We start from the raw sequence: 24,683 nt of genomic DNA, 5'->3' as shown, positions 1-24,683 counted from the left end.
TCAGCTGTTTTTACGGCACCTTTTTTGATTATGATTGTCTATAAGGATTCATTAATGTTTCGTTTAAAAAGGAAGTAAGTAAAAGAAAAATAACAAATAAAGACTATTATAAAAGTCACATATACGATGAATATATTTGTTATTACTTCTTGCCTTGTTACATAGGGAATGTAGCTGCGATAATTTGCACATATAAGGTATGTTAAGGTGGCCCCCGCTCCGGCGAAAGACGTTATTATTGGAATGCCAAACCATACAGACATTTGTTGTCGTATATACTTACTGATCTGAGTTTTATCAACTCCCAGTTTTTCTATTATCTTAAATCTTTGCCTGTGTTCAGACGAATCGGTAAGTTGCTGCAGGGCTAATATGGTAAGGCAGATAACAATGAGCACCAGGCTTGTATATGTTCCTCCAAGCTGAAACATAAGAGAGTTAGAGATTCCCTCGTTAAGCTGTAACGTTTTAAGTCTTACGTATCCACTGTCTTTTGGAATCATATTAGTGTTATTTAACCAAAGATTTATATCATTATCCAGCTTAACAGCAAAATCATAGGAAAGAGCTTCTTTCGTATTAGCTGCATAATAGGTGGTTGCCAGCGTAAGAGTATTACATACAGAGTCGGGTAAAATATAAACAGCTTTCATTCTGCTCGTGAAAATTCCCATCCCCACATTTATCTGATAATCTGCTCTCTCAGCTTTTGTGAGTGTGTATTCTCCAGCATGTATTTGTGTATGCTGCCGATTGTATTTATCTATTTCATCGTCTAATGCTTTATCTGACCAGGCAATAGCAAAGCTGCCTTCAGGCAGAGTTATTTCTTTATGTCCGGATAGATGAAGAAGAGAGTTATAATCGCTTAAAGAAACACCTAGAGCTGGCATGTATTTTTCAATCCTTATGTTAAAATCGCTGTCTTTTAAAAAATAGGTTTCCACATTTGCAGTACCGGTAATATCATAACCTCCTTCCGTTAAATAATTATCAATATATGAATGATCAAGTCCTGCTTTTGGTAAATCATCTATACTTTCTACAATTGTATAAGCTGAAAATATTTGAACATCATAAATTGAACGTGCTTTGAGGTATCCGTCCATTTGACCAGTCAGGGTAGGCAGCCATCCAAGAAGGACAAGTGAGCACAGAAAAACACAGGTCAAAACAGCCATAGTTTTTGAATTGGTTTTTAGCTTTGAATTTAATTGTCCTAGTAAAAATAAATTCTGATATCCAAAATTCTTTGATTTTCTTTTAATTAGTACCAATATCCATGAGAGACAGCAGAAAAAAGCAATAAAGAAAAATATAATCATTCCTAAGGAAAGTATAGGAGGAATAAAGGTATAAAATGCACCGTTTATCAGGCCATTTCTTAACATCTCATCAATAAGTCCTTGCGATTGTAATTGAATAATTCCCGTTATTAAGGCAAACACAGCTAATAAGAGTGCAGTTAAACTCCCTTCCCTTTTCATCATATAAGTATTAAAAAGGAAAACAAGAACACAAAGTAGAAACATCGCTGTACTGATTATACTGGCTCCAGTAATTATCTGCGCTTTTTGATTGAATTGATTCCAAAAAGGAATAATTTTTACGATGCAAAGAAGCAAGATACAGATAGCAATTACTGAGGTGGCTAATACACTAGGTAAAATCATTTCTTTTATAGTAGTGGTACTTTCAGTTTTTTGATTATCGTGTAGCATATCAATAATCTTTTGTTTACGAATAATACGAATATTTTTAATACCGTTAATAATAAATAATACAGTAAAAAAAGTTAACGTCCATGCAATAGTGTCAGGATAGGCAGAAAAATAAATTTTGTACGTTACTCCAAAACTACTCATAATGATAGCGCTGACCAGTTGGGATAGCATAATTCCTAATACTATTCCTATACCTACAGCAATTAATCCCATTATAAGCATTTCAATGAAAAACATATATGCGACAGTACGTTGTTCCATACCCATAATAATTTGCAGAGCAAATTCTTTTTTCCTTCGCCTGATTATATAGCTATTTACATAAGAAATCAAAAAAATGAGCAAAAGTGCAATTAAAGGTATTATTATTTTCATTTTGCTAGAGAAATAATCTAGATTCATTTGAATAGGTAACCTGCTGTTGTAAAAAGGACTGGTAATAGAAAGAAATCCATAAAACAACCCTACAGTGAGAACCATTGTTAGTACATAAATTAAATAATCTTTGGCAGAGCGTCTTACATTGCGTAGAGCTAACTTAACGTGCATCAGATAGATCACCTCCCAGCAGAGCCATTACATCAAGGATTTTCCCGAACAATTGCTTGCGGGATTGTTCGCCTCTTTGTATTTCTGTAAAGATCTGTCCGTCTTTCAGAAACAGAATTCGTTTTGCATAACTGGCAGTAAAAGCATCATGGGTTACCATGAGAATAGTCGCACCTAGTTCCTGATTCATAGTTTGCATTGTGGTAAGGAGCAATTGAGCAGAGCGGCTGTCTAAAGCTCCAGTTGGTTCATCAGCTAAAATAAGTTTAGGTTTATTGATCATCGCTCTAGCGCAGGCACACCGCTGTTTTTGCCCTCCAGAAACCTGGTATGGAAACTTATCAAGGATAGGCAGGATATCCAATTTTTTAGCCATTTGTTCAACACGGGAGTCTATTTCCTGCACCGGTGCTTTATTAATAGTCAGGGCCATAGCAATGTTTTCTCTAATGGTTAGAGTATCCAGTAAATTAAAATCCTGAAACACAAATCCAAGATTTTCTCTACGAAAACGAGCAAGCTCATTTTCTCTGATTTCGGTAACATCTTTGTCATGTAAAAAGATATGTCCTGCACTGACTGTATCAATTGTTGAAATACAATTCAGAAGTGTTGTCTTACCGGAGCCGGATGCTCCCATAATGGCAATAAACTCTCCATTTTGTACTTCAAAGCTAATATCGTCAATGGCCTTGGTAACATTCGATTTGTTCCCATAGTATTTTTCAATGTGATCAATTTTTAAGATATGTGTCATATTTTTCACCTCATATTCATTTTAGCTTATAAAAAATATAAGTGTATCTACTTTTCTTACAAAACTCTTACAATAATGTAAGAAGTGCAGGAATGTCAGTCATTCCTGCACTTTAACAAAATCACCTTTTGGAAAACTGACTTTCATTGTTGTTCCTTTACCAGGTTTTGATTGCGCTGTGATGCTTATTCCTAGTTTAGTACATAACCGTTTACATAAATATAACCCAATACCGGTTGAACATTTGACGTTTCTTCCATTTTCACCTGTAAAACCTTTATCAAAAATTCGAGGTAAATCATTTTCTGAAATACCTACACCATTATCAGAGATACATAAAGAAATACTGCTTTGCTCTGCATAAGCATAAAAGGTCAGGGAAGGCTCCTTGCCACTATATTTTACTGCATTGGTAATAATCTGATTTATAATAAAGCCAATCCATTTTTCATCTGTATATATAGAATATTGGCAATTTTTTATATGGACTGAAATATGATTTTGAATTAAGAGCTGCTTATTTTCAGCTATTGCAGCATGAATTATATCTGATAAAGCAACTTCTTTAATCAAATAATCCTTTTCAACATTTTCACTTCTTGCATAATAGAGAGCCTGGTCTGTGAAATGGCTGATTTTTTCTAATTCAACCATGAGCTTTCTTGTTAAATCAGTTTTATTATTTTCACATAGCAGCCGTATAGCTGCAATAGGTGTTTTTACATCATGAATCCATTGTTCAATGTATTCTTTATATTCTTTTCGTTCACGTTTGGATAAAGATATTTGCTCGATCATGGATTTGCTGGTTGTCTTTAATATGTCATAAACGATTCTGTCTTCAGCTTGTTCTGGTACATCCATTAATTCTGCAAATAAATATTTCTTGTCCAGATTATTAAGCTGAAAAAGGAGCTTTTTAAAATAACGGTTACGAAAATAATAATGTATATTTATATAAAAAATTAAAATCAGAACCCAGGCAGTAATAAGAATGCCAATAATACCTTCATAAATGTTCACAGAAAATAAAAAAACAACGCAGCAGATCATTGAAATAATATGTGTAATTATACAAATAAACTGATCCTTTAGAAAGTCCCTGTATCTCATATCATATACCCTTGCCGATGCTTGGTTTGAATAAAATTTGTTATTCCAATTTGTTTTAATTTATTTCGTAATCTTGTAATATTCACACTTAATGCATTGTCATCTATATATAACTGGTTATCCCAAAGATAATCCATCAAGTCTGCACGTGAAACAATTTTTCCTGCATTTTTAAAAAGAAATGCCAAAATCTTAAGTTCATTTTTAGTAAGTTCAATGGAATTATTATTAAATGCTACCTTACTGCTTTCTAAGTAAAGAGTTATTTCACAGTAGCATATAGATTCTGTGTAAGTTGAAATATAAGATCGCTTTAATAATGAAGCAATACGGGCGAGTAGGATAGGCGTATTATAAGGTTTTGTAATAAAATCATCTCCACCTAGCATAATACTGTTCAATTCATCCATATCTGTATTACGACTAGTTACAAAAATAATGGGTACATTCGAAAATGTACGGATTTTCGAGCATAGTTTAAAACCGTCATATGAAGGAAGATTTATATCTAATAATATTAAATGTGGATTACGTGCTTTAACTTCATCGATAACATTGAAAAAGTTTTTTAAGATTACAATTGAATAGCCATTACTTTGTAAAAGGGTAGCTAGTTCTTCACGAATAATAGGGTCATCTTCAATAATCATTATTTGATACATATTATGCACGCTCCTTTCCTGTCTTTTTTGATAGTATCAATTCCAGATTCTTAATGTAGTATAGCATAGCAAATTTATATTAACAACTTCTATATAGAAAGGGTATAAATGCTTATGTTTTATTTATAATTTCACCATTCGGTGTTATATAAATACCATTCAGTTGCAAAATGTTGAGTATATTAAAGTTTAATGTTAATTTAATAGAAATAAATACGAATAATCTCGAGTGAAAAGGAAGTGGTTAAAATGTACTGGTAAAGAACAAAATTATAGCGTATAAAAGGAGGAGAAGATTAAAAATGAAAATAAAGAAAATAAGTCATTTTAAATGTTTGCTACTTGCTATTGTAGTGCTTTTATCCTCAGGTAATGTTGCATTTGCTAAGGAGAAAAATAGCAATGTGGACTTTGAAAATCAACTAATTAACAGCTATGAAGAATTAATGGAATATGCTCAATCAAACAATATTCCACTCGATATGAGTCTGGAAACCTTTTTAGATGAATACAAATCATCTAACTATACTAAAGTTTCTGATTATGTGAAGACATACTACAATGTTTTAGAGGTTCCGCCTGAATATTTTGACCGTAGAAGTGGAGGAGGCTCAAAGTGGTATTATAATACAGGAACTTCATTGCCTAAACAAGCTGATTATTCATCTTACAAATTATTAAATAATGTCAGAAAAGGTGATGTTATATACGAAGCTAATGGCGGTTTTGGAATTACCGGACATGCAGCAATTGTAGAAGGTAAATTTTATGATAGTATACAAAAGCAATATTATATAAGAATTATTGAAGCTATTGATGTAGGAGTAGTTAGAAGTGTTTTGGACGACGAACGTTTAGCAGATAAAGATACTTATATTTTTCATGTAAAAGAAGCAACAGAGTCAAATATAAATAATGCTGTTGATTTCGCTAAGAGTCAATTAGGAAAAGGATATTCTATTGACTTCGCAAAAGATACTAGTGCTAGTGAAAAAGATTGGTATTGTTCGGAATTAGTTTGGGCTGCATATTATAATCAGGGGATTAATATTGAGACTAAAGGTTCATATAATGAACCTGGCATTACCCCAAGAGATATAAAAAATTGCTCAAAGCTATTGATTGTACCAATAAAATAATGGAAATTAAGCATTTCCCCCCGACTTTTGGTAATACCATTTCCGCCGCCCCAATGGGGCGGCTTATTTATTTCCTGGACCAGCTATTTACCATATACCAGGTAAAAATCCAAGTGTAATTCTGGCATTTATTTCCAAATATTGTTAATTAAGTAAACTTTTACTTGGAAAAGTAACAACTTTGTGTTAAAATGAAGTTGTTACTTATTGCTTCAAAGAATAAGGAGGGTATATGAAACTTGAAAAAAGATTAATGTTTTTACTAATGTTAATATCATTTTCAATTCTGGTCACAGGTTGTAAAAAGGAGGAAACAGACAGTTTAAAACGGGTTGAAAAGGCAGAGACCTTAACTGTTGTAGGAAGTGGAGGTTATCCCCCATTTAACTATATGGAAGATGGTAAAGTCGTAGGATTTGATGTAGATACAGGGCAGGAGATAGCGAAGCGTTTAGGAGTAAAGCTTAATTATGTCACATCCGACTGGGATGGACTGACGGAAGGCTTAAGAAACAAGCGATACGATGGGATCTTAGGCAGCATGGCGATCACAGATGAACGTTTAAAAGTTGTGGATTTCACCAGCCCCTATTATTATTCCGGTGCACAGTTATTCGTGAATAAAGATTCCGGAATTACAGATGTGAATCAAATGGAGGGAAAAAAGATTGCTGTAGCCACAGGAACCAATTTCGTTCAGGATGGGGAAAAGCTGGGAGCAGAAGTAAGCTTCTATCAGGATGATAATGCCACACTTATGGAATTGATCAATGGCCGGGTAGACGGTGTAATTACGGACCGGCTGGTAGGCTTGTCTGCAATGAAGGATATTGCGGGCGGAGATAAGATTATGCCTGTTGGTGAGTTGCTGCGGCTTGAAAGTATGGGAATAGCAATCAACAAGGATGATAAGGAACTGCTGGAACGAATAAATGAAATCTTAAAAGATATGCATGATGATGGTACATTGACAAAGATCAGCGAAAAATGGCTTGATGGTGTAGATATCACCGTGAAGTAATTTCAGGATTAAGTGAAAAGGAGAAAAAGTATGAGCATTTGGGATTTTTCAATCATTCCAAAATATTTTTTGTCATTTTTAGCTGCAGCAAAGATGACTGTGCTGGTGACAGTATTCGGTATCCTGATTGGTCTGATATTAGGGCTTGTTCTTGCACTGATGCGTATATCCAAATATGGAATTTTAAGTTTTCCGGCGAAAGTTTATATATGGATTGTCCGGGGAACACCGTTGCTGTTACAGCTGCTATTTATTTATTTTGGATTAGTTAATATTGTTCGTCTTGGGAATTTACCATCTGCTTTTTTAGCACTTGGACTTCATAATGCCGCATATATTGCGGAGATATTCAGAGGGGCGATACAGGGAATTGCCAGAGGGCAGCGGGAAGCAGGTCTTTCTCTGGGAATGACAGAAAGGAAAGTTATGCGCCGCATCATATTACCCCAGGCATTCAAGCGTGCAGTCCCCTCATTGAGTAATCAGTTAATTATAGCATTAAAAGACTCTTCTTTAGCAAGTGCTGTTGCAATACCGGAATTGTTGCTATATGCCAGGCAGGTTGGTTCTTCCACGTTCCGGCTGATGGAGATGTTGACGATAGCAGCTATTTACTATTTAATTATGACCTCAATCTTAACGATATTTGCAAATGCAGTTGAGAGACGGTTAAATGTCAGTGATTTTAAAGTAATGGAGTGATCAGCCTATGATAGATATAAATGGACTTAATAAATGGTTTGGGAAACATCAGGTATTGCATGATATAAACTTCCATGTAGATGAAAATGAAGTTGTTGTTATTATTGGCTCAAGTGGTTCAGGGAAGAGTACGTTACTAAGGTGCATTAATTTCCTTGAAAAATACCAGGAGGGTACCATAAGTCTGGGTGGGAAAACAATTACAGCAAAGTCCAAAAATCTGCATTTAGTCAGACAAGAGGTAGGCATGGTATTTCAGCATTTTAATCTTTTTCCACACAGAACGGTGTTGGAAAATGTGATAGAAGGCTTGACGCAGGTTAAGAAGGTCCCCCTTGCTGATGCAAAGGAGCAAGGCCTTATATTGCTGGATAAAGTTAATATGCAGGATAAGGCGGATACATATCCCGCCATGATATCAGGAGGACAAAAACAGCGTGTCGCTATCGCACGAGCATTAGCGATGAATCCTAAGATCATGCTGTTTGATGAACCTACTTCAGCCCTTGATCCTGAACTGGTTGGTGAGGTTTTGAAGGTTATGAAGAATCTTGCAGATGACGGCATGACCATGGTTGTTGTGACCCATGAGATGGGATTTGCAAAGGAAGTTGCTGACAGAATTATATACATGGACGAAGGCAGGATAGTGGAAGAAGGGACACCGGAAGAAATATTTAATAATCCGGTAAATGACAGAACGAAAGAATTTATATCGCAGATTTTATAATATATCAGAATTCATGTTACGATTCAACCTTGCGGCAACCGTTTGTGCACAGGCTGAATCGTAATCAACGTAACTATGAACCGTTTTCATGGAGGTATGAATGCAGAGAAATTATAAAAATATAGAATTATGGAAAGATGTTACCGAAGAACAGTGGAACAGCTGGCAATGGCAGATATCCAATCGGATCACCACAGTTGAAGAACTGGAGAAAATCATCAATCTGACAGAAGACGAAAAGTTTGGAATCATCACAAGCCTAAAGAAATTAAAAATGGCAGTTACTCCTTACTACGCGACTCTCATTAATCCCAAAGATTATAATTGTCCCATCAGAAGGCAGGCAGTACCAACGGTTCATGAATCAAAAATATCGGATTGTGACAGTTGTGATCCCTTACATGAAACACTGGACTCTCCGGTTCGCGGACTCACACACAGATATCCGGACCGGGTGCTTTTACTCATAACCGAGCAGTGCTCCATGTATTGCAGGCATTGTACAAGAAGACGTTTTGCAGGCCAGGAAGATAGTTCCTTATCAAGAAGATCCATTTTAAAAGCCATTCAATATATAAAAGCGCATAAAGAAGTCAGAGATGTTTTATTATCCGGCGGTGATGCATTGTGCGTTTCTGATGAAAAACTTGAATTTATTTTAAAAGAATTACGGGCAATCCCTCATGTTGAAATTATTAGAATTGGAACCCGGGTTCCAGTTGTTATGCCCCAGCGTATTACAGAAGAATTATGTAACATGATTAAAAAGTACCATCCGGTCTGGATTAATACCCATTTCAATCATCCCTATGAAATAACACCGGAATCAAAACTTGCATGCAAAATGCTTGCAGATGCTGGAATTCCCCTGGGGAACCAGTCTGTTTTATTAAAGAATATTAATGACTGCCCATCTGTTATGAAATCCCTTGTACAGCAATTAGTAGTGAACCGGGTAAGACCTTATTATATCTATCAATGCGATCTGTCTGAGGGCATTGAACATTTCCGCACCCCGGTAGCGAGAGGAATTGAGATTATAGAGCTGTTACGCGGGCATACTTCCGGGTTTGCAGTACCTACTTTTGTAATAGATGCACCTGGAGGCGGAGGCAAGATACCAGTAAATCCCCAATATGTAATTTCCCAATCGCCGGAAAAAGTGATTTTAAGAAATTATGAAGGCGTAATCTGTACGTATACGGAACCCACCGATAAAACCCATACCTGTAAACATTGCGGTATTTGTGATAAATACAAAAATGATGACTCTAAAGGGTTGGAAAAACTCTTAAAAAATGAATGTACTTGCCTGACACCTACAAGTAATGTTCGAATTGACAGGAGAGCGGGATACAATGAAAAGGTTCCAATGTGATATTGAAAATAATTGCTATTTTACAATAGATAATATAAAAATATATCTGGATCGTATGAATAAGCGTGTAAAAATCCTTGATTCCGGCAGCATACCGATTCAGACGGTAGATAAGATAAAAGACTTTGCATCAGAAAATCACGCTGGTAAAGTGATAGGTAATACCATTTTGCCCCATGTGAAACTATTTACTCAGGCAGGATTTTGCGTTGAAGGAAAAATAGATGGGTTTTTCAAAGGAACAGATGCATATTGTGTGTCATATTTTATGGACAGCAAGAGAAAAATCTCTGACAATCCGGAACTAAAAGATAAGATAATCGCTCAGTGCCTAATGTCAAACAACAGACATACTGCAGGCGGCAGCAACAATCTGCCATACAGCATCAGAACTGCAACACAAAGTGATATAGGAGAAATTGTTGCATTATTTTCCACCGTGTTTTCCACCTATCCTACGCCAGTATATGACGAGGAATATATAAGACAGACAATGGATGGGAAAATACTTTATAAAGTTGCTGAATCAGAGGGAAAGATCATTGGAATGGCTTCAGCGGATATGGACATGGATAACAGGAATGCTGAAATGACGGATTGCGCCACCTATCCGGATCACAGGGGAAAAGGGGTGCTGTCAAATATTATATATGAGTTAGAAGAAGAACTTAAAAACAGGAACTTTATTACTTTATATAGTTTATCCAGGGCAGTTAATACGGGGATAAATATGGTTTTATGTAAGCATCAATATAAATACAGAGGCAGATTAATCAATAATTGTAATATATGTGGTGCATATGAAGACATGAATATCTGGATAAAAAGGCTCGATGCCTTCTGATAAAGGGGATAAGCCGTGCGGGCAGCACGGCTTTATTTTTAGAACGATTCAGCAATCGAATCAGTTTCCAGGTTCAGATTTCGAATCTCATGACTTCGCAGGAGAAAAGGAAGCAGTGCGCCGGACACCATCAGACTGAACAGATTCTGAACCAGATTGAATGGTACATTAATAATGGCAGCCGCCCGGTTATATACAAAAAGCTCGAATATAAAATAACCTCCGGTGACGATACTGCTGCATACAATACCTGCGGTTAGAAATGGCAGTATCTGAAAATGAGCATTGGGACGGTTATTTGAAAATCTGCGGTACAAGTATCCGCCAAAGAAGGCTGCCAGCGCTTTAATGATAAATGTAGCCGGTGCATAGAAGGCGTAGCCAGATATCAGATCTGCCATCATAGAACCAATTCCCCCAGCGGCTGCTCCAGCTACCGGACCAAGAAGTATACCGCTTAATAAAACCATACCATCTCCCAGATGAATATAGCCATGAAACGATGGTATATGTATTACCAGTGTAGCTGCAGTTGTAAGTGCTGCCATCAATGCGCTGAATACTAATTTTTTTGTTCTTTTGATATTCATAGTTACCTGTCCTTTCTGTTGATGATAGGTTATATCATATAGAATAACTGGAATTATTAAAATAGCCAATTTCATCAAATTTATACATACCAGTTGACAGGAGAGGGCAGAGTGGTGCATTCAGTCATATCTCTTCCTATAGAGTGGGGATTATGTTATAATTATGTTGGAAAACGTTGATATTCTATTTAAGGGGAGAGCGTGAATGATGAAATGGATTTGCGGATTATTAAGTATAGCAGGAGGCGCATTGATAATAGCAGGTGCGTATTTTGCAGGAAATAAGGCGGTTACAGTGATTGGCGGAGCCGATGGACCAACGGCAATATTTATAGCAGGAAAACCGGATCACGTTACTTCCACAGCCATGCTGGTGAGTGGAATCATTATCATTCTGGGAATACTAATTATAATTGTAAAAAATCATTCAAATAAATAGCGGGAAGAAGAGTGAGCACCCTCAATTTTACAAAATTAGAAGACATTTCTAAGAAATATTCTGGAAGTGTCTTTTTTTATTACCGTCGTTATAACTGACTGCTGCAGGACTCCTGGGAAAGAATCATCTGCTTTAGTGCATTTGCAGCAATGCTCGGACATTTGCTGGTATTTTCTACCAGACAGATACTGCGTCTTGGTATCTGCTCCGCCAGAGGAATGGAGAAAACCTCCCCGTTTTCAATGGCTTCCTGGGCAAAATGCTCCGGAATAAAACCGATACCCAGATCATTTTTAATCATAGGCATCAGCTGATTCGTCGAAGCAACTTCTATATCCGGCTTAAAAACCAGATCATATTTTAAGAAAAGGCGTGAGAAAAATTCATAAGTCACGGTATCTTTTCCGAGGCAGACAAAAGGATACTGCAGCAGTTCCGACAGGTGGTGGGGCTTGTCTTTTAAAAAGGAATAATGTTTCCCTCCTATTAATATCTCCTGAAAAGACTTCAGACATGTTTCTTTCAGTGGAAGTTTCACGTTGTAAGGGGTGGTCACTACTGCAAAGTGAACCAGCCGGTTCTTTAATACCTGGATTGCCTGTGGTGTGGTATGGTTAAGAATGCGCAGATGGATACCGGGATGGGTACTGTGGAATGCTGCAAGTATGGGAAGAAGATGGCCGTGCAGAGCCGTATCACTGACACTGATGGTTATCGTGCCTCCGCTTAGGTTTTTGTCGTTGATCAGTTCCAGTTCAGCCGCCCTGAACTGTTCCTGGGCAATCTTCACATGGGAATAGAGCTTCTCCCCTTCAGGCGTCAATGAGATACCACGGTTGGATCTTACGAAAAGTTTACAACCCAACTGATGCTCTAAATTATTAATGAACCGTGAAATATTGGACTGGTTTGCTGAAAGAAGACCAGCTGCCCTGGAAAAACTTTTGCATGTTGCAACATAATAAAAAATTCTGTAATAGTCATACGTGATATCCATACACCCTCCATTTATCCCCTATATAAATATTATATAATTGACATACAATATATATATTTTACATATATTACCAGCTATTATATACTTCTAGATATAAGAAGTAAAGAGATGCACCATTATTTTACCACAAGACCAGCTGTCTCCGGTCTTTCAGTTAACTCACTTCAGATCATATCTGTTTCGCTCCAGAATAAAACCTTCCTTATCCGTTTGTCGTCTCATGAAATACGGTTTTTTTAGCGTATATAAGTTAATAAATTAACAATAAGATTTTGCCAATAATGCTTTTGAGGATTGAGCTATGGCTGATGTAAATTATTAAATTGGGCATTATGCCAAAAATGAACCATAAAAAATCCTATTGTTTATGATAAGTTATTAGTATTTTTAAATATAGAAAAAACGAATTAGAATTAAACATAGAAACAATGTTAAAAAAATCACTATCTAAGGAGATAAAAAAATGAGCCATTTAATTGAATCATTAGTAGAACGTTCCAGAAATGCACAGCAGGTCCTGCGTACCTATGACCAGGAAAAGACAGATGCAATTGTAAAGATGTTTGCAAAAGTTATTTTTGATAATGCAGAGCCGCTGGCAAAGCTTGCTGTTGAGGAAAGCAGGATGGGTGTTTACGAAGACAAGATCACCAAGAATAAAGGAAAATCCAGAATTATCTGGAATGCAGTGAAGGGAAAAAAGTCCATTGGCATTATTGGTACGGATGAGGAAGCCGGACTGATTGAGGTGGCAAAGCCCATGGGGGTTATTGCAGCCGCAACACCGTGCACCAACCCCATCGTGACCCCCATGTGTAATGCCATGTACGCCGTAAAATGTCAGAATACGATTATTATTGCACCTCACCCGCGCAGTAAGAAATGTGCGATGGCAGTTGCTGATCTGTATTACAAAGAACTGGACCGCATGGGTGTGCCAAGAGATATTTTCCTGGTAATCGAGGAACCGTCCATTGAACTTACCAACGAACTGATGGCCGCCTGTGATGTTGTACTGGCTACCGGTGGTGCGGGTGTTGTAAAATCCGCTTATTCCAGCGGAAAGCCGAGCTATGGCGTGGGCCCTGGCAATGTACAGGGACTGATTGATGAAGGAATTGATTACAAGGCTGCTGCAGGACGCATGATTGCCAGCCGCATCTTTGACAATGGTATTATCTGTTCCGGAACCCAGACAATCATTGCTCCTGAGAAGGATTACGATACGGTGATAAAGGAGTTTGTATCCCAGGGAGCGTTCTACATAGAGGATAAGGCGGTTGTTGATAAACTGGCAGAAGTGATATTCCCAAGTGGTGTGATTAACAAAAAAGTGGTTGGGCAGTCGGTTCAAACAATAGCAGACCTGGCTGGTATTACCGTTCCCCAGGGTACAAAGGTCATTATTGTAAAACCTGAGAAACACGGAGAAGGAGTTGTATGGAGCAAGGAGAAGATGTGTCCGATGATGGCTGCATACAGCTATCAAACCTGGGAAGAGGCTGTACAGATTGCATATGAAAATCTGGTATATGAAGGGGAAGGGCATTCCGCAGATATCCAGTCCAACGATAAAAAACACATTGAATATGCAGGTGTGAAGCTTCCTGTAAGCCGTGTTGTAGTCAATCAGACCTGTTCCAGCATGGCAGGCGGGGCTTTTGCAAACTCATTGAATCCTACCACCACACTGGGCTGCGGAAGCTGGGGCAACAATGCTATCAGCGAGAATCTGTTCTATACCCATCTGATGAACAAGAGCCGCATTGCTTTTGTAAAAAAGGATTGGAAACAGCCGTCAGATGAAGAAATTTTTGCATAGGAGGGATAGAAATGAAAGAGATTATTTTAAAATCCCAGATTTCATACTATGATACCTGCGCAGAATTTGCCAGAGAATTCAACCTTGGCAGCGGTGATCTCATATTGACTAATGAATACATATATAAACCATATTTCGGAAATCTTGAGCTGAATGTCCATACCATATTTCAGGAAGCATACGGGACAGGAGAGCCCACTGATGTCATGGTGGATGCGATCCTTGAAGCGGCAGCCAAAACAGACTGCAAACGGATTATTGCAATTGGAGGCGGTACTGTAATTGATATTGCCAAGGTAATGGCGGTGTCCGAAGGGGAACCCCTTGACTCCCTTTACGCTGCACCTGATAAGATCCGGAAGAAACGTGAACTTGTCATCCTGCCTACAACCTGCGGAACGGGAAGTGAGGTCACGAATATTTCCATTATCAACCGGACCAGGCTGGGGACAAAGGTAGGACTTGTGTCACCTCATATGTATGCAGATGAAGCGGTTCTGGTGCCGGAACTTTTAAATGGACTGCCATTTGCCGTGTTTGCCACCAGTTCCATAGACGCTCTGGTTCATGCTGTGGAGTCCAGCCTGTCTCCAAAGGCTACACCGTTTACAAAGCTGTTTGGTTATAAGGCCATTGAGATGATTATCAGGGGATATCAGGAGATTGGAGCAAAAGGGCCGGAGGCAAGACTTCCGCTTATGAAGGATTTCCTTATCGCAAGCAATTATGCAGGTATCGCATTCGGAACAGCCGGGTGTGCAGCAGTCCATGCCACCAGTTATCCGTTAGGAGGCACCTACCATGTGGCTCATGGGGAGAGCAACTATGCCATGTTTACAGGGGTACTTAAAAATTACATGGAAATCAGGCAGGATGGAGAGATTGCAGTGATGAACCGGTGTCTTGTAAAACTGCTGGGGTGCTCTGAATCAGAAGTTTATGAAAAGCTAGATGAGCTGCTTGGCACAATTCTTCCTAAGAAGTCGCTGCGTGAATATGGCGTGAAACAGGAGGAGCTTGCACTATTTACAAAGAGTGTTATGGAACAGCAGGCACGTCTCATGGCAAATAACTTTGTGCCCCTTAATGAGGAACGGGTGCTTAAGATTTATCAGGAGCTGTATTGAAAAGGAGAAGAAGATTATGGCATTAATGACTGGTGAAGAATATGTGGAAAGTATGCGGAATTTGAAACTTAATATTTATATGTTTGGGGAGAAGATTGACAACCCGATTGATCATCCGATTTTAAGACCATCCCTTAATTCTGTAAAGGCGACCTATGATCTGGCGCAGATGCCGGAATACGAGGATTTAATGACCGTAACTCTGGAGGATGGACGTAAAATCAACAGATTTGCCAATATTCACAGAAGTACGGATGATTTGATTAAAAAGGTTAAAATGCAAAGACTCTGCGGACAGAAGACAGCTGCCTGTTTCCAGCGCTGCGTGGGAATGGATGCGTTTAACGCCGAATGGTCAACCACCTATGAAATCGATGAAAAATACGGCACCAGCTACCATGAGAATTTTAAAAAGTATCTCCGTATGGTTCAGGATAAAGATTTAACGGTAGATGGAGCAATGACGGATCCCAAGGGCGACCGGGGGCTGGCACCTCATGCGCAGCCAGATCCTGATATGTATTTAAGAGTGGTGGAGCGCAGAGATGACGGAATCGTAGTCAGAGGCGCAAAAGCACATCAGACAGGGATTATCAACTCACAGGAAGTAATTGTCATGCCTACCGTAGCCATGGGACCAGATGATAAGGATTATGCAGTATCCTTTGCAGTTCCTGTGGATGCAGAGGGAATCGTAATGATTATCGGAAGGCAGTCCTGCGATACCAGAAAGCTGGAAGGATCACAGATGGATGTGGGTAACAGCGAATTTGGAGGCGTAGAGGCACTGGTTGTATTTGATGATGTATTTGTTCCCAATGACCGCATTTTCCTCAATGGAGAATTTGAATTTGCCGGTATGCTGGTAGAGCGGTTCGCGGGATATCACAGACAGTCCTACGGCGGCTGCAAGGTGGGAGTGGGTGATGTTTTAATTGGTGCGGCAGCACTGGCAGCGGATTATAACGGCGTACCCAAAGCTTCCCATATTAAGGATAAACTGATAGAAATGACCCATTTAAACGAGACACTTTACTGCTGTGGTATCGCATGTTCCGCAGAAGGGACTCCCACCGATTCCGGTAATTACATAATAGACCTGTTACTGGCCAATGTATGTAAGCAGAATGTGACCAGATATCCATATGAGATTGCACGCCTGGCAGAGGATATTGCAGGTGGGCTTATGGTGACCGCGCCGTCTGAGAAGGATTTAAACGATCCGGTTGTAGGGGGCTATGTGGAGAAATATTTAAAGGGAATTGAAGGTGTGTCAACGGAAAACCGTCTCAGGATTCTGCGTTTAATCGAAAATCTGACACTTGGAACTGCTGCAGTGGGCTACAGGACAGAATCACTTCATGGAGCCGGCTCGCCACAGGCGCAGAGGATCATGATCTCCCGTCAGGGCAATATTGGAAGAAAGAAAGAGCTTGCAAAGGCAATTGCAAAAATAAAGGATTAAATATGGCCATTTTAGACCTAAGAGGGAGGTTAAACACAGGTATGAATTGGAGAGAGATATATACTTCAAAATTAAAGCCGTTAAAAGAGGCTGTTAAGGTAGTAAAATCCGGTGACAAAGTGGTGATTGGCCATGCGGTAGGTGAACCCATTAAGCTGGTGGATGCAATGACCCAGTATGCGGTGCAGGCTGATCTAAGAGATATCGAGATTTACCAGCAGGTGGATATGGGGCATTCCCTCTATGCACAGCCCGGTATGGAGAAACATTTCAGGGAAAACAGTCTGTTTCTCGGAGCAAAGACCAGGGACTGTGTCAACAGCGGGAGGGGAGATTTCACTCCATGCTATTTTTACCAGACACCGGAGTTTTACCGCAGCACAAAAAAGCCGGATGTGGTTTTCGTAACCTTATCCCTGCCGGATGAGCATGGATACTGCAGTTTTGGTGTGTCCTGTGACTATACAAAACCGGCAGCAGAAGTAGAGGGCGCTAAGGTAGTTGCCGCAGTAAATCCCAATATGCCGAGAACTCTGGGGGACAGCTTTATCCATGTATCAGACATCGATGTGATAGTAGAGGATGATACCCCCATACCAGAGCTTGCTCTTCCGAAAATCGGGGATGTGGAGATGGCAATCGGGGAACATATAGCTTCCATGGTAAATGATGGGGACTGTCTGCAGCTGGGAATCGGAGCAATTCCGGATGCAGTGCTTAAATTCCTTGATAATAAGAAAGATCTGGGTATTCATTCAGAAATGATATCAGACGGTGTCATTGATTTATATGAAAAAGGTGTTATCAACTGCGCTGCAAAGAATTTTAATAGAGGAAAGATTGTTGTGTCCTTCCTTATGGGAAGCCGCAGACTGTATGATTTTGCGGATGATAATCCCAGTGTATTCATGGCACCGGTGGACTATGTTAATCATCCCATCATAATAGGCCAGAATGATAATATGGTATCCATCAACTCTTCGGTTGAGGTGAACCTGATGGGAGAAGCGTGCTCCGAGGCCATGGGCTTAAAACAGTTTTCCGGAATCGGCGGGCAGGTGGATTTTATCAGGGGAGCTTCTTTCTCAAAAGGCGGCAGATCCATCCTTGCATTCCCTTCCACTGCTAAAAAGGGAACGGTATCCAGGATTGTGCCATATCTGACCCAGGGAGGAACAGTAACCACCTCCAGAAATGATGTTGACTATATTGTTACGGAGCATGGAATTGCTAAGATGAAAGGCAATACGCTCAGGGAGCGGGCAAGACAGCTGATCCGCATTGCAGCGCCGCAGTTTCGGGATGAACTTGCAGAAGAATTCGAGAGACGTTTTGCCGAAAAATATAAGGAGGTTTAGCGTATGAACTGGAGAGAAATTTACGCTTCAAAATTGAAAACTCCTCAGGAGGCTGTAAAAGTAATCCATTCAGGAGATACGGTTCTGATCGGCCATGCAGCTGCGGAACCGGATGGGCTTGTGAATGCAATGGTGGATTATGCAGTGGAACAGGATTTAAGGGATATACATATTGTCCAGCAGCATGACATGGGAGCCTGCAAATTTTTTCAGCCGGGTCTGGAAAAGCATTTTAAATACTCCTCCCTGTTTATAGGGGCGCGCAGCAGGAATTACGTTGCAGAAGGAAAAGGAGATTTTGTTCCTGTATTCTTTAACCGCATACCAGACTATGTAACAAATATGGAACCGGCACAGGTATTCCTTGTAACATTGTCAGAACCGGATGAGCATGGTTATTGCAGCTATGGATTGTCCTGTGATTTTGCTAAGGAAGCAGGGGAGCACCCCGGAACAAAGGTTATCGGTGCAGTAAATCCCAACATGCCGAGGGTGATGGGGGATAATTTCATCCATGTCAGCAATCTGGAAGCAATTGTAGAGAGCAATGAACCAATCCACGAACATGGACGCCCGGTAATCGGAGAAGTGGAGGAGAAAATAGGCGCTAATATAGCGGGGCTGGTACATGACGGGGACTGCCTGCAGCTTGGAATCGGTGCAATCCCCGATGCAGTGCTTAAATTTCTGGGTGACAAGAAGGATTTGGGAATCCATTCTGAGATGATTTCCGACGGGTTGATGGACCTGTATGAGACGGGAGCAATCACCGGGAAAAGGAAAAATATTGATAAAGGAAGAATGGTCATTACCTTTATGATGGGGACAAAGCAGCTGTATGAATTTGTCAACGATAATCCGGCTATCTGCATGAAACCGGTAAGTTATGTCAATGACCCGTTCGTCATCAGCCAGAATGACAATGTGGTATCCATTAACTCTGCTCTGCAGACAGATCTGATGGGGCAGGTCTGTGCGGAGACAATCGGACTGAAGCAGTACTCAGCGGTGGGCGGACAGATGGATTTTGTAAGGGGAGCCTCCGCCTCCAAAGGCGGAAGGTCAATCATTGCCTTCGGAGCTACCACCAAGGGAGGGACCATATCTAAGATTGTTCCCTTTCTGACCCAGGGAGCGGCTGTGACTACAAGCAGGAATGATGTGGATTATATTGTAACCGAGTACGGAATCGCACATTTAAAAGGAAAATCCTTGAGGGCAAGGGCTAGGGCTTTAATCAATATCGCAGCGCCTGCGTTTCGGGATGATCTGTCAGAGGAATTCGAGAGGCGTTTTGGGGAAGCACTATAACAAAGTACAAGGGGGTACTATATGAATGTAACAATGATCTCAGATTTGCTGGAAACACTTATGATCATCGGGTTTGGTTTATCCTGGCCGTTTTCCGTTTACAAATCGTATAAATCAAGAACGGCCAAAGGCAAGAGCCTTCAGTTTGAGTTTTTTATATGGCTTGGTTATATCTTTGGCATCGCAAGGAAATTTTTACAATACCACTATGCAGTTTCATATGACTGGCTTTTTCTTCTGTCCTGGTTCTTCTATGTGCTGAATTTTGTTGAGATATCTTTTGATATGTGGCTTTATGCAAGAAATATAAAACTTGATAAGGCAAGAGAGGGAGAAGCTGCCGGCTTATCCTGACATGGCTGTTGTCATAAGCCGGCGCTGCTATGGGGCTAGATCTGATGGTTTAAAATCTTGTGGGCCATATCGATTAATTCAGGATTGATTTCTTCTACAAGAATGACATCATGGATGGAAGGGAAGGCCGACCGGATTTCGGCGGTAATCAGTTCCTCATTGGTACTATGTGCAGCAGGGCAGCCGGAACATTTTCCGGTTAACCTTACTTTTAAAATATGATCCTCCAGGCTTTGTATCATTACATTACCATGATGCTCAGCCAGTGCCGGACGCACGTTTGCATCCAGAATAGCTTCTATTTGTTGAATCGTGGCTTCCATTGTAAACCCTCCTTTGCTTTGTAGTTTAACAGCGGGCAGGCAGTTTGTCAATTGAGGCCATGATATGAAAATTTGATGGATAAACATAAAAAAATGATGAGAAAGAAGTAGTGGTATGACTGCAAATTTTGAACATTACAAAATTTTTTATTATGTAGCAAAGTATAAAAATCTAACCAGGGCTGCCAATGCCCTGGTGACCAGCCAGCCATCAGTGACATACTGCATGCAGAATCTGGAGAATTTACTGGGGTGCAAGCTGTTTATCCGGTCCAGAAAAGGGGTTACACTGACTGCGGAAGGAGAGCTGCTGTACAGCTATGTTGCACCAGCCTGTCAGCAGCTGATACAGGGAGAGGAAAAACTGCGGGAACACCTTGGAGAACAGCATGAGTATATCAACGTGGGCGCGACACAGATGGCTATGCTTTCTTACCTGGTAGCCAGCTTAAAGCAGTTCCAGGAGCAGTATCTTAAAGTAAAATTAAATATCTTCAACTATAATACGCCCCAGACGCTCAATGAGCTGAAAGCCGGAAAGATTGATCTTGCCATTATCACCTCGCCCTTTGACCATGAACAGTCATTAAAGGTGGTGAAGGTTAAGGATTTTAACAGCGTACTGGTGGGCGGTACTATCTACAAAGAGTATCAGGACCGGGTTGTATATCTGGAAGAGGTGGAAAAACTTCCGCTTATAACGATGTCTGAAAATACTACCACATTTCAGTTCTTTCAGGATTTTTACCGGTCCTGCGGCCTGACCATGCACCCTTCCATTGAGGTGGCGTCTATTGATCTTATCCTCCCGATTATTCTTAAGAATCTTGGAATCGGGTTTGTACCAGAGGAGTTTGCACGGCCGCTGGTAGAAAAGGGGGAGATTGTGGAGATCAACCTGTATGAGAAAATTCCCCAGCGGGATATATGTATCGTCAGTGACAGCAAACGGCCGTTGAGTGCGGCTGCAAAAAAGCTGCAGTGTATGCTGGAATCCCAGAATTAGAACAGGGCGGGAGGATTCTATGAGAATAGGTATTAAATTCTGCGGAGGCTGTAATCCTTTCTATGACAGATGCAGCCGGGTCAGCAAATTCAGGGAAGCCAATCCCGGACATGAATATATCATATCAGATACATCGGCTGTATGTGACATCTGGATGGTAGTCTGCGGCTGCAGCCGCAGATGTGCAGATGTGAGCGGTCTTGTAAATTGCACAAAGGTAGTGGTTCTGTGGGATGAGGCTGGTTTTTGCCGTCTGGAACAGGAGATAAAGAGAGAAGCATCTGGCCTCGGGAAAAAGAAGGTTCTCCATCTCCATGAGAAAGCGGTGAGACGGCGGCTGGTGACAAAGGCGGATGTGCAGTGCTTTGCAGAGCTTACAGGCGATGAAAGTCTGCTGCATCTGGATCCTGTTTATGCAGAAATGGCCGGATTTAAATACCCTCCGGTACACGGTATGTTTCTGGATTCTCTTGTATCAGCCGTCATGGGATCACAGCTTCCTGGCAGCGGTACTTTATATATGGAGCATACCTCCAGATTCATCCGTCCGGTTTATCAGGGAGATACCATAGAAATTACGGTTGAATTTATCTCTTATGAAGAACGGGAGGATTGCTATGTGGGAATATTCCGCGGAACCTTAAGGAACCAGAAGGGGGAACGGGTACTGACATCCCGCAGCAGTCAGATGATGAAGAAACACTTATTCATAGCAGACGGGGGAAAGGAAGCAGATAATGACCAATTTAGAAAAATATGACCAGTTGTTTATAAAAGATTTAAGGGTTAAGAAGGAAGATTTAGAGGAGCTTAAGTACAGGGGAATCCGTACATGGGACTCCATGGGACATATGGATCTGGTTACAGACTTAGAAGAGACGTTTGATATTCACCTTAATACAGCAGATGTAATGAATTTTTCCTCTTATGAGAAAGGAAAAGAAGTTCTGAAAAAATATGGTGTGAATATTTAATGTCCAGGACCGGCGGAGTGTTTCATGAAACGGGGAAAATCGACATGAACTATGAAATGATTCTGGCAGGGAAACCATATTCTCTTGGCAGGGTGGAAAAAAGGGAATTGTTCAGTCAATGGCTGACAGAACTGACCGAATACCACAGACAGCACTGCCTGCCCTATGAAAAGCTGTTAAAAGCCCTGAAAGTTCCTTCAGGCAAAAATATGGAGGAAGAGGAGATCCCCATGCTGCCAATCGGCCTGTTTAAGAACATGGAACTGATGAGCGTTCCTCCAACTGATGTATTTAAGACAATGACCTCTTCCGGAACTACCGGACAGGAAGTATCAAAGATTTTTCTGGATACGGATACGGCAGGATACCAGCAGCATGCTCTGGCCAGCATAGGGGCGGATTTCTTTGGAGAGGAACGGCTTCCTTTTCTTGTAATCGACAGTCCGGATGTGCTTAAAAGCAGGGAACTGTTCTCTGCAAGAGGTGCCGGGATACTGGGGTTTTCTATTTTTTCTTCCAGGATATGCTATGCGCTTACCAGTGACATGGAATTGGATATGGAGGCTGTGGAAGCATTCCTTAAACGGTATAAAGACAAAAAAATTCTGGTGTTTGGTTTTACATACATAATCTGGAAGTACTTTTACAAGGCTCTTGCCATACAGGGGAAGAAGCTGGAACTTAAGAATGGGATTCTTATCCATGGAGGAGGCTGGAAGAAACTCATAAGCCAGTCGGTTTCCCAGGAAGAGTTTAAAATGCGGATCTGTTCGGTGACAGGAATAAGCCATATCCATAATTATTATGGAATGGCAGAACAGACAGGCTGCATTTACATGGAATGTCCATGCGGGAATCTTCATGCCAGTGTATATTCAGATATTATAACAAGAAGAACGGTTGATTTTACTCCTTGTGAATTCGGGGAAAAAGGAATCATCCAGGTTTTATCCCCCCTGCCCCGGTCCTATCCGGGACACTCCATTCTTACCGAGGATGAGGGGATTATCATAGGGGAGGATGATTGTCTGTGCGGTCGTCTGGGAAAATATTTTAAAGTGACGGGGAGAATCAAACAGGCCCAGGTCAGGGGGTGCAGTGATACGTATGAAGGATGATACCGTGATTCTGGCAGGGGTAAGAAACGTGGAGACAAAACCATCAGAACCTTTTAACAGACCGGTACTGGAGTTTCTGGACCAGCTGTCCTGTGAAATACGCAGGGAGAGAAAACAGTATGAACAGCTTGCTGCCTTTGGATTCTGGTGCCGCAGATCTCATTTGGAAGAATTTAAGAAACGGTATTTGGATGGGCGGCCTCGTCTGGGGCGGGGAATTATTTTTCATATACCAGCCTCCAATGTTCCGGTATTGTTTGGATACAGCCTTGTCATGGGATTGCTGGCAGGCAACAGCTGCTCCGTCCGTATCTCATCCAAAAGCCAGGAACAGGATAAAATCCTGTGCCATATTTTGGAGCGTCTTCTTAAACGGCCTGAATACAGGGGGATGAGGAGGCGGATCTGTGTCTTTTCCAGTCAGAGGGAATCCCTGACAGTCAGAGAGATGCTTTCAGGCTGTGCGGGCTGTGTGGTCTGGGGAAGTGACCTTACCATAGCTAAAATCAGGTCTGTGCCCATAAGAGCGGATGCAGTGCAGCTGAATTTTCCGGAACGGTATTCCATATGCATACTGAATCCCGTGCGGATAGGCTCTATGACGGAAGATGAGTTAAAGAATCTGGCTCACCGGTTTTATAATGACACCTATCTCCTGGACCAGAATGCCTGCTCCAGCCCCCGGTTTATTATATGGGATCAGGCGCAGGAATCAGAAGAAACAGAAAAAACAAGAGTGCGCTGGTGGAATGCTGTTGCAGAGGAGGCCCTTTCTTACGACCTGACAGCTCATAAAGCAATGGTCAAATATGAATTGCTGTGCAGGTATGCCATGACACTGGAAGGGGAAATCGGAATCAGGCGTTACAAAAACTGCCTTTACACAATAAGGCTGCCTGACATTTCCTCAGGCCTTGATAAGCTTAGCGGCCTCTTTGGCATGTTTTTTGAATACCAGGGAGAATGGAGGAAAGCCGTCGGCAAACTGGTCTCAAGCCGCTTGCAGACCATTACATACCATGGAATAGAAGAACAGGATTTAGTGGATTTTGTAATAAAGAATCATCTTTTGGGAGTTTACCGAATCGTACCGGTTGGACGGGCGGCGGATATGGATCCCATATGGGATGGGCAGGATTTCATTGCTGTGCTGTCCAGGCAGATTGGAAGGGAGGTATGA

At 40.8% G+C, this 24,683-nt stretch carries 25 protein-coding genes; 18 read left to right on the top strand and 7 right to left on the bottom strand.

The features are described 5' to 3' along the window. Window positions 1-38: 38 nt before the first annotated feature. From CRO04_RS08265 to CRO04_RS08250, 4 genes are all read right to left on the bottom strand, one after another. The gene (locus CRO04_RS08265; protein ID WP_097003758.1) at window positions 39-2,273 is read right to left on the bottom strand and encodes an FtsX-like permease family protein; all 2,235 of its coding nucleotides are present in this window, start codon (window positions 2,271-2,273) and stop codon (window positions 39-41) included. Further along, window positions 2,263-3,030, bottom strand: a complete 768-nt coding sequence (locus tag CRO04_RS08260) for an ABC transporter ATP-binding protein (protein WP_097003757.1) — start codon at window positions 3,028-3,030, stop codon at window positions 2,263-2,265. Before CRO04_RS08260 ends, CRO04_RS08265 begins: the two co-directional genes overlap by 11 nt. A gap of 99 nt (window positions 3,031-3,129) precedes the next feature. Beyond that, window positions 3,130-4,143 (bottom strand): sensor histidine kinase, encoded by a 1,014-nt coding sequence (locus CRO04_RS08255; protein ID WP_097003756.1) that lies wholly within the window; start codon window positions 4,141-4,143, stop codon window positions 3,130-3,132. Then, on the bottom strand, window positions 4,140-4,805 hold the full coding sequence (locus CRO04_RS08250) for a response regulator transcription factor (protein WP_097003755.1): 666 nt from the start codon (window positions 4,803-4,805) through the stop codon (window positions 4,140-4,142). The genes CRO04_RS08255 and CRO04_RS08250 overlap by 4 nt, the downstream gene beginning before the upstream one ends. A gap of 302 nt (window positions 4,806-5,107) precedes the next feature. On the opposite strand from CRO04_RS08250, the gene CRO04_RS08245 reads away from it, so the two are divergent. The 6 genes from CRO04_RS08245 (at window position 5,108) to ablB (ending at window position 10,619) form a co-directional block, all read left to right on the top strand. Next, the gene (locus tag CRO04_RS08245; protein ID WP_141400954.1) at window positions 5,108-5,944 is read left to right on the top strand and encodes a YiiX/YebB-like N1pC/P60 family cysteine hydrolase; all 837 of its coding nucleotides are present in this window, start codon (window positions 5,108-5,110) and stop codon (window positions 5,942-5,944) included. 232 nt (window positions 5,945-6,176) lie between these two features. Beyond that, window positions 6,177-6,965, top strand: a complete 789-nt coding sequence (locus CRO04_RS08240; RefSeq protein WP_097003754.1) for an ABC transporter substrate-binding protein — start codon at window positions 6,177-6,179, stop codon at window positions 6,963-6,965. Window positions 6,966-6,995: 30 nt separating this feature from the next. Next, window positions 6,996-7,667: an amino acid ABC transporter permease gene (locus tag CRO04_RS08235; RefSeq protein WP_097003753.1), complete on the top strand. Its 672-nt coding sequence runs from the start codon at window positions 6,996-6,998 to the stop codon at window positions 7,665-7,667. A gap of 7 nt (window positions 7,668-7,674) precedes the next feature. Next, window positions 7,675-8,397: an amino acid ABC transporter ATP-binding protein gene (locus CRO04_RS08230; protein WP_097003752.1), complete on the top strand. Its 723-nt coding sequence runs from the start codon at window positions 7,675-7,677 to the stop codon at window positions 8,395-8,397. A 100-nt stretch (window positions 8,398-8,497) separates the two neighbouring features. After that, the gene (gene ablA, locus CRO04_RS08225) at window positions 8,498-9,775 is read left to right on the top strand and encodes a lysine 2,3-aminomutase (RefSeq protein ID WP_097003751.1); all 1,278 of its coding nucleotides are present in this window, start codon (window positions 8,498-8,500) and stop codon (window positions 9,773-9,775) included. Further along, a complete protein-coding gene (gene ablB / locus CRO04_RS08220; RefSeq protein WP_097003750.1) occupies window positions 9,756-10,619 on the top strand; it encodes a putative beta-lysine N-acetyltransferase in 864 nt (287 codons plus the stop codon). Before ablA ends, ablB begins: the two co-directional genes overlap by 20 nt. Before the next feature lie 38 nt (window positions 10,620-10,657). Here the strand turns inward: ablB and CRO04_RS08215 are convergent, their stop codons facing one another. Continuing rightward, window positions 10,658-11,209: an ECF transporter S component gene (locus tag CRO04_RS08215; RefSeq protein WP_166432500.1), complete on the bottom strand. Its 552-nt coding sequence runs from the start codon at window positions 11,207-11,209 to the stop codon at window positions 10,658-10,660. A 205-nt stretch (window positions 11,210-11,414) separates the two neighbouring features. Here CRO04_RS08215 and CRO04_RS08210 point away from each other — a divergent pair, with 205 nt between their 5' ends. Next, entirely contained in the window at window positions 11,415-11,648 is a 234-nt protein-coding gene (locus CRO04_RS08210) for an oxaloacetate decarboxylase (RefSeq protein ID WP_097003748.1), read from the top strand. An 88-nt stretch (window positions 11,649-11,736) separates the two neighbouring features. Here the strand turns inward: CRO04_RS08210 and CRO04_RS08205 are convergent, their stop codons facing one another. After that, the gene (locus tag CRO04_RS08205; protein WP_097003747.1) at window positions 11,737-12,645 is read right to left on the bottom strand and encodes a LysR family transcriptional regulator; all 909 of its coding nucleotides are present in this window, start codon (window positions 12,643-12,645) and stop codon (window positions 11,737-11,739) included. 463 nt (window positions 12,646-13,108) lie between these two features. On the opposite strand from CRO04_RS08205, the gene CRO04_RS08200 reads away from it, so the two are divergent. From CRO04_RS08200 to CRO04_RS08175, 6 genes are read left to right on the top strand one after another with little or no spacing between them, the layout of a single operon-like run. Further along, window positions 13,109-14,467, top strand: a complete 1,359-nt coding sequence (locus CRO04_RS08200) for an aldehyde dehydrogenase family protein (RefSeq protein ID WP_097003746.1) — start codon at window positions 13,109-13,111, stop codon at window positions 14,465-14,467. Window positions 14,468-14,478: 11 nt separating this feature from the next. Next, entirely contained in the window at window positions 14,479-15,594 is a 1,116-nt protein-coding gene (locus CRO04_RS08195; RefSeq protein WP_097003745.1) for a 4-hydroxybutyrate dehydrogenase, read from the top strand. 16 nt (window positions 15,595-15,610) lie between these two features. Then, window positions 15,611-17,059 (top strand): 4-hydroxyphenylacetate 3-hydroxylase family protein, encoded by a 1,449-nt coding sequence (locus CRO04_RS08190; protein WP_097003744.1) that lies wholly within the window; start codon window positions 15,611-15,613, stop codon window positions 17,057-17,059. A 41-nt stretch (window positions 17,060-17,100) separates the two neighbouring features. Next, window positions 17,101-18,417: an acetyl-CoA hydrolase/transferase family protein gene (locus CRO04_RS08185; RefSeq protein WP_097003743.1), complete on the top strand. Its 1,317-nt coding sequence runs from the start codon at window positions 17,101-17,103 to the stop codon at window positions 18,415-18,417. Between the two features lie 3 nt (window positions 18,418-18,420). Beyond that, window positions 18,421-19,728, top strand: a complete 1,308-nt coding sequence (locus CRO04_RS08180) for an acetyl-CoA hydrolase/transferase family protein (protein WP_097003742.1) — start codon at window positions 18,421-18,423, stop codon at window positions 19,726-19,728. A gap of 21 nt (window positions 19,729-19,749) precedes the next feature. Next, entirely contained in the window at window positions 19,750-20,082 is a 333-nt protein-coding gene (locus tag CRO04_RS08175; protein ID WP_242974385.1) for a hypothetical protein, read from the top strand. Window positions 20,083-20,117: 35 nt separating this feature from the next. Here the strand turns inward: CRO04_RS08175 and CRO04_RS08170 are convergent, their stop codons facing one another. Next, window positions 20,118-20,405 carry a NifU family protein gene (locus CRO04_RS08170; protein ID WP_097003741.1) on the bottom strand — a complete coding sequence of 96 codons (288 nt, stop codon included), beginning with the start codon at window positions 20,403-20,405 and terminating at the stop codon, window positions 20,118-20,120. A 115-nt stretch (window positions 20,406-20,520) separates the two neighbouring features. Here CRO04_RS08170 and CRO04_RS08165 point away from each other — a divergent pair, with 115 nt between their 5' ends. Genes CRO04_RS08165 through CRO04_RS08145 form a run of 5 tightly spaced genes read left to right on the top strand, consistent with a single transcriptional unit; the run spans window position 20,521 to window position 24,683 of the window. Beyond that, a complete protein-coding gene (locus CRO04_RS08165) occupies window positions 20,521-21,411 on the top strand; it encodes a LysR family transcriptional regulator (protein ID WP_097003740.1) in 891 nt (296 codons plus the stop codon). A 19-nt stretch (window positions 21,412-21,430) separates the two neighbouring features. Next, window positions 21,431-22,171 (top strand): MaoC family dehydratase, encoded by a 741-nt coding sequence (locus CRO04_RS08160; RefSeq protein WP_097003739.1) that lies wholly within the window; start codon window positions 21,431-21,433, stop codon window positions 22,169-22,171. Beyond that, entirely contained in the window at window positions 22,149-22,385 is a 237-nt protein-coding gene (locus CRO04_RS08155) for an acyl carrier protein (protein ID WP_097003738.1), read from the top strand. Before CRO04_RS08160 ends, CRO04_RS08155 begins: the two co-directional genes overlap by 23 nt. Window positions 22,386-22,429: 44 nt before the next feature. Next, window positions 22,430-23,503, top strand: coding sequence for an acyl-protein synthetase (locus CRO04_RS08150; protein WP_097003796.1), 1,074 nt, complete (start codon window positions 22,430-22,432; stop codon window positions 23,501-23,503). Continuing rightward, entirely contained in the window at window positions 23,493-24,683 is a 1,191-nt protein-coding gene (locus CRO04_RS08145) for an acyl-CoA reductase (protein ID WP_097003737.1), read from the top strand. Before CRO04_RS08150 ends, CRO04_RS08145 begins: the two co-directional genes overlap by 11 nt.

The organism is Lacrimispora amygdalina (genome assembly GCF_900205965.1).
Lineage (GTDB): Bacteria > Bacillota > Clostridia > Lachnospirales > Lachnospiraceae > Lacrimispora > Lacrimispora amygdalina_A.
The sequence above is the reverse complement of the archived record's forward strand: the minus strand, read 5'-3'. Positions and strand labels throughout refer to the sequence as shown.

Coding starts and splice junctions, on each gene's coding strand:
- CRO04_RS08265 (WP_097003758.1), bottom strand. CDS start 2,273: ATGCACGTTAAGTTAGCTCTACGCAATGTAAGACGCTCTGCCAAAGAT.
- CRO04_RS08260 (WP_097003757.1), bottom strand. CDS start 3,030: ATGACACATATCTTAAAAATTGATCACATTGAAAAATACTATGGGAAC.
- CRO04_RS08255 (WP_097003756.1), bottom strand. CDS start 4,143: ATGAGATACAGGGACTTTCTAAAGGATCAGTTTATTTGTATAATTACA.
- CRO04_RS08250 (WP_097003755.1), bottom strand. CDS start 4,805: ATGTATCAAATAATGATTATTGAAGATGACCCTATTATTCGTGAAGAA.
- CRO04_RS08245 (WP_141400954.1), top strand. CDS start 5,108: ATGAAAATAAAGAAAATAAGTCATTTTAAATGTTTGCTACTTGCTATT.
- CRO04_RS08240 (WP_097003754.1), top strand. CDS start 6,177: ATGAAACTTGAAAAAAGATTAATGTTTTTACTAATGTTAATATCATTT.
- CRO04_RS08235 (WP_097003753.1), top strand. CDS start 6,996: ATGAGCATTTGGGATTTTTCAATCATTCCAAAATATTTTTTGTCATTT.
- CRO04_RS08230 (WP_097003752.1), top strand. CDS start 7,675: ATGATAGATATAAATGGACTTAATAAATGGTTTGGGAAACATCAGGTA.
- ablA (WP_097003751.1), top strand. CDS start 8,498: ATGCAGAGAAATTATAAAAATATAGAATTATGGAAAGATGTTACCGAA.
- ablB (WP_097003750.1), top strand. CDS start 9,756: ATGAAAAGGTTCCAATGTGATATTGAAAATAATTGCTATTTTACAATA.
- CRO04_RS08215 (WP_166432500.1), bottom strand. CDS start 11,209: ATGAATATCAAAAGAACAAAAAAATTAGTATTCAGCGCATTGATGGCA.
- CRO04_RS08210 (WP_097003748.1), top strand. CDS start 11,415: ATGATGAAATGGATTTGCGGATTATTAAGTATAGCAGGAGGCGCATTG.
- CRO04_RS08205 (WP_097003747.1), bottom strand. CDS start 12,645: ATGGATATCACGTATGACTATTACAGAATTTTTTATTATGTTGCAACA.
- CRO04_RS08200 (WP_097003746.1), top strand. CDS start 13,109: ATGAGCCATTTAATTGAATCATTAGTAGAACGTTCCAGAAATGCACAG.
- CRO04_RS08195 (WP_097003745.1), top strand. CDS start 14,479: ATGAAAGAGATTATTTTAAAATCCCAGATTTCATACTATGATACCTGC.
- CRO04_RS08190 (WP_097003744.1), top strand. CDS start 15,611: ATGGCATTAATGACTGGTGAAGAATATGTGGAAAGTATGCGGAATTTG.
- CRO04_RS08185 (WP_097003743.1), top strand. CDS start 17,101: ATGAATTGGAGAGAGATATATACTTCAAAATTAAAGCCGTTAAAAGAG.
- CRO04_RS08180 (WP_097003742.1), top strand. CDS start 18,421: ATGAACTGGAGAGAAATTTACGCTTCAAAATTGAAAACTCCTCAGGAG.
- CRO04_RS08175 (WP_242974385.1), top strand. CDS start 19,750: ATGAATGTAACAATGATCTCAGATTTGCTGGAAACACTTATGATCATC.
- CRO04_RS08170 (WP_097003741.1), bottom strand. CDS start 20,405: ATGGAAGCCACGATTCAACAAATAGAAGCTATTCTGGATGCAAACGTG.
- CRO04_RS08165 (WP_097003740.1), top strand. CDS start 20,521: ATGACTGCAAATTTTGAACATTACAAAATTTTTTATTATGTAGCAAAG.
- CRO04_RS08160 (WP_097003739.1), top strand. CDS start 21,431: ATGAGAATAGGTATTAAATTCTGCGGAGGCTGTAATCCTTTCTATGAC.
- CRO04_RS08155 (WP_097003738.1), top strand. CDS start 22,149: ATGACCAATTTAGAAAAATATGACCAGTTGTTTATAAAAGATTTAAGG.
- CRO04_RS08150 (WP_097003796.1), top strand. CDS start 22,430: ATGAACTATGAAATGATTCTGGCAGGGAAACCATATTCTCTTGGCAGG.
- CRO04_RS08145 (WP_097003737.1), top strand. CDS start 23,493: ATGAAGGATGATACCGTGATTCTGGCAGGGGTAAGAAACGTGGAGACA.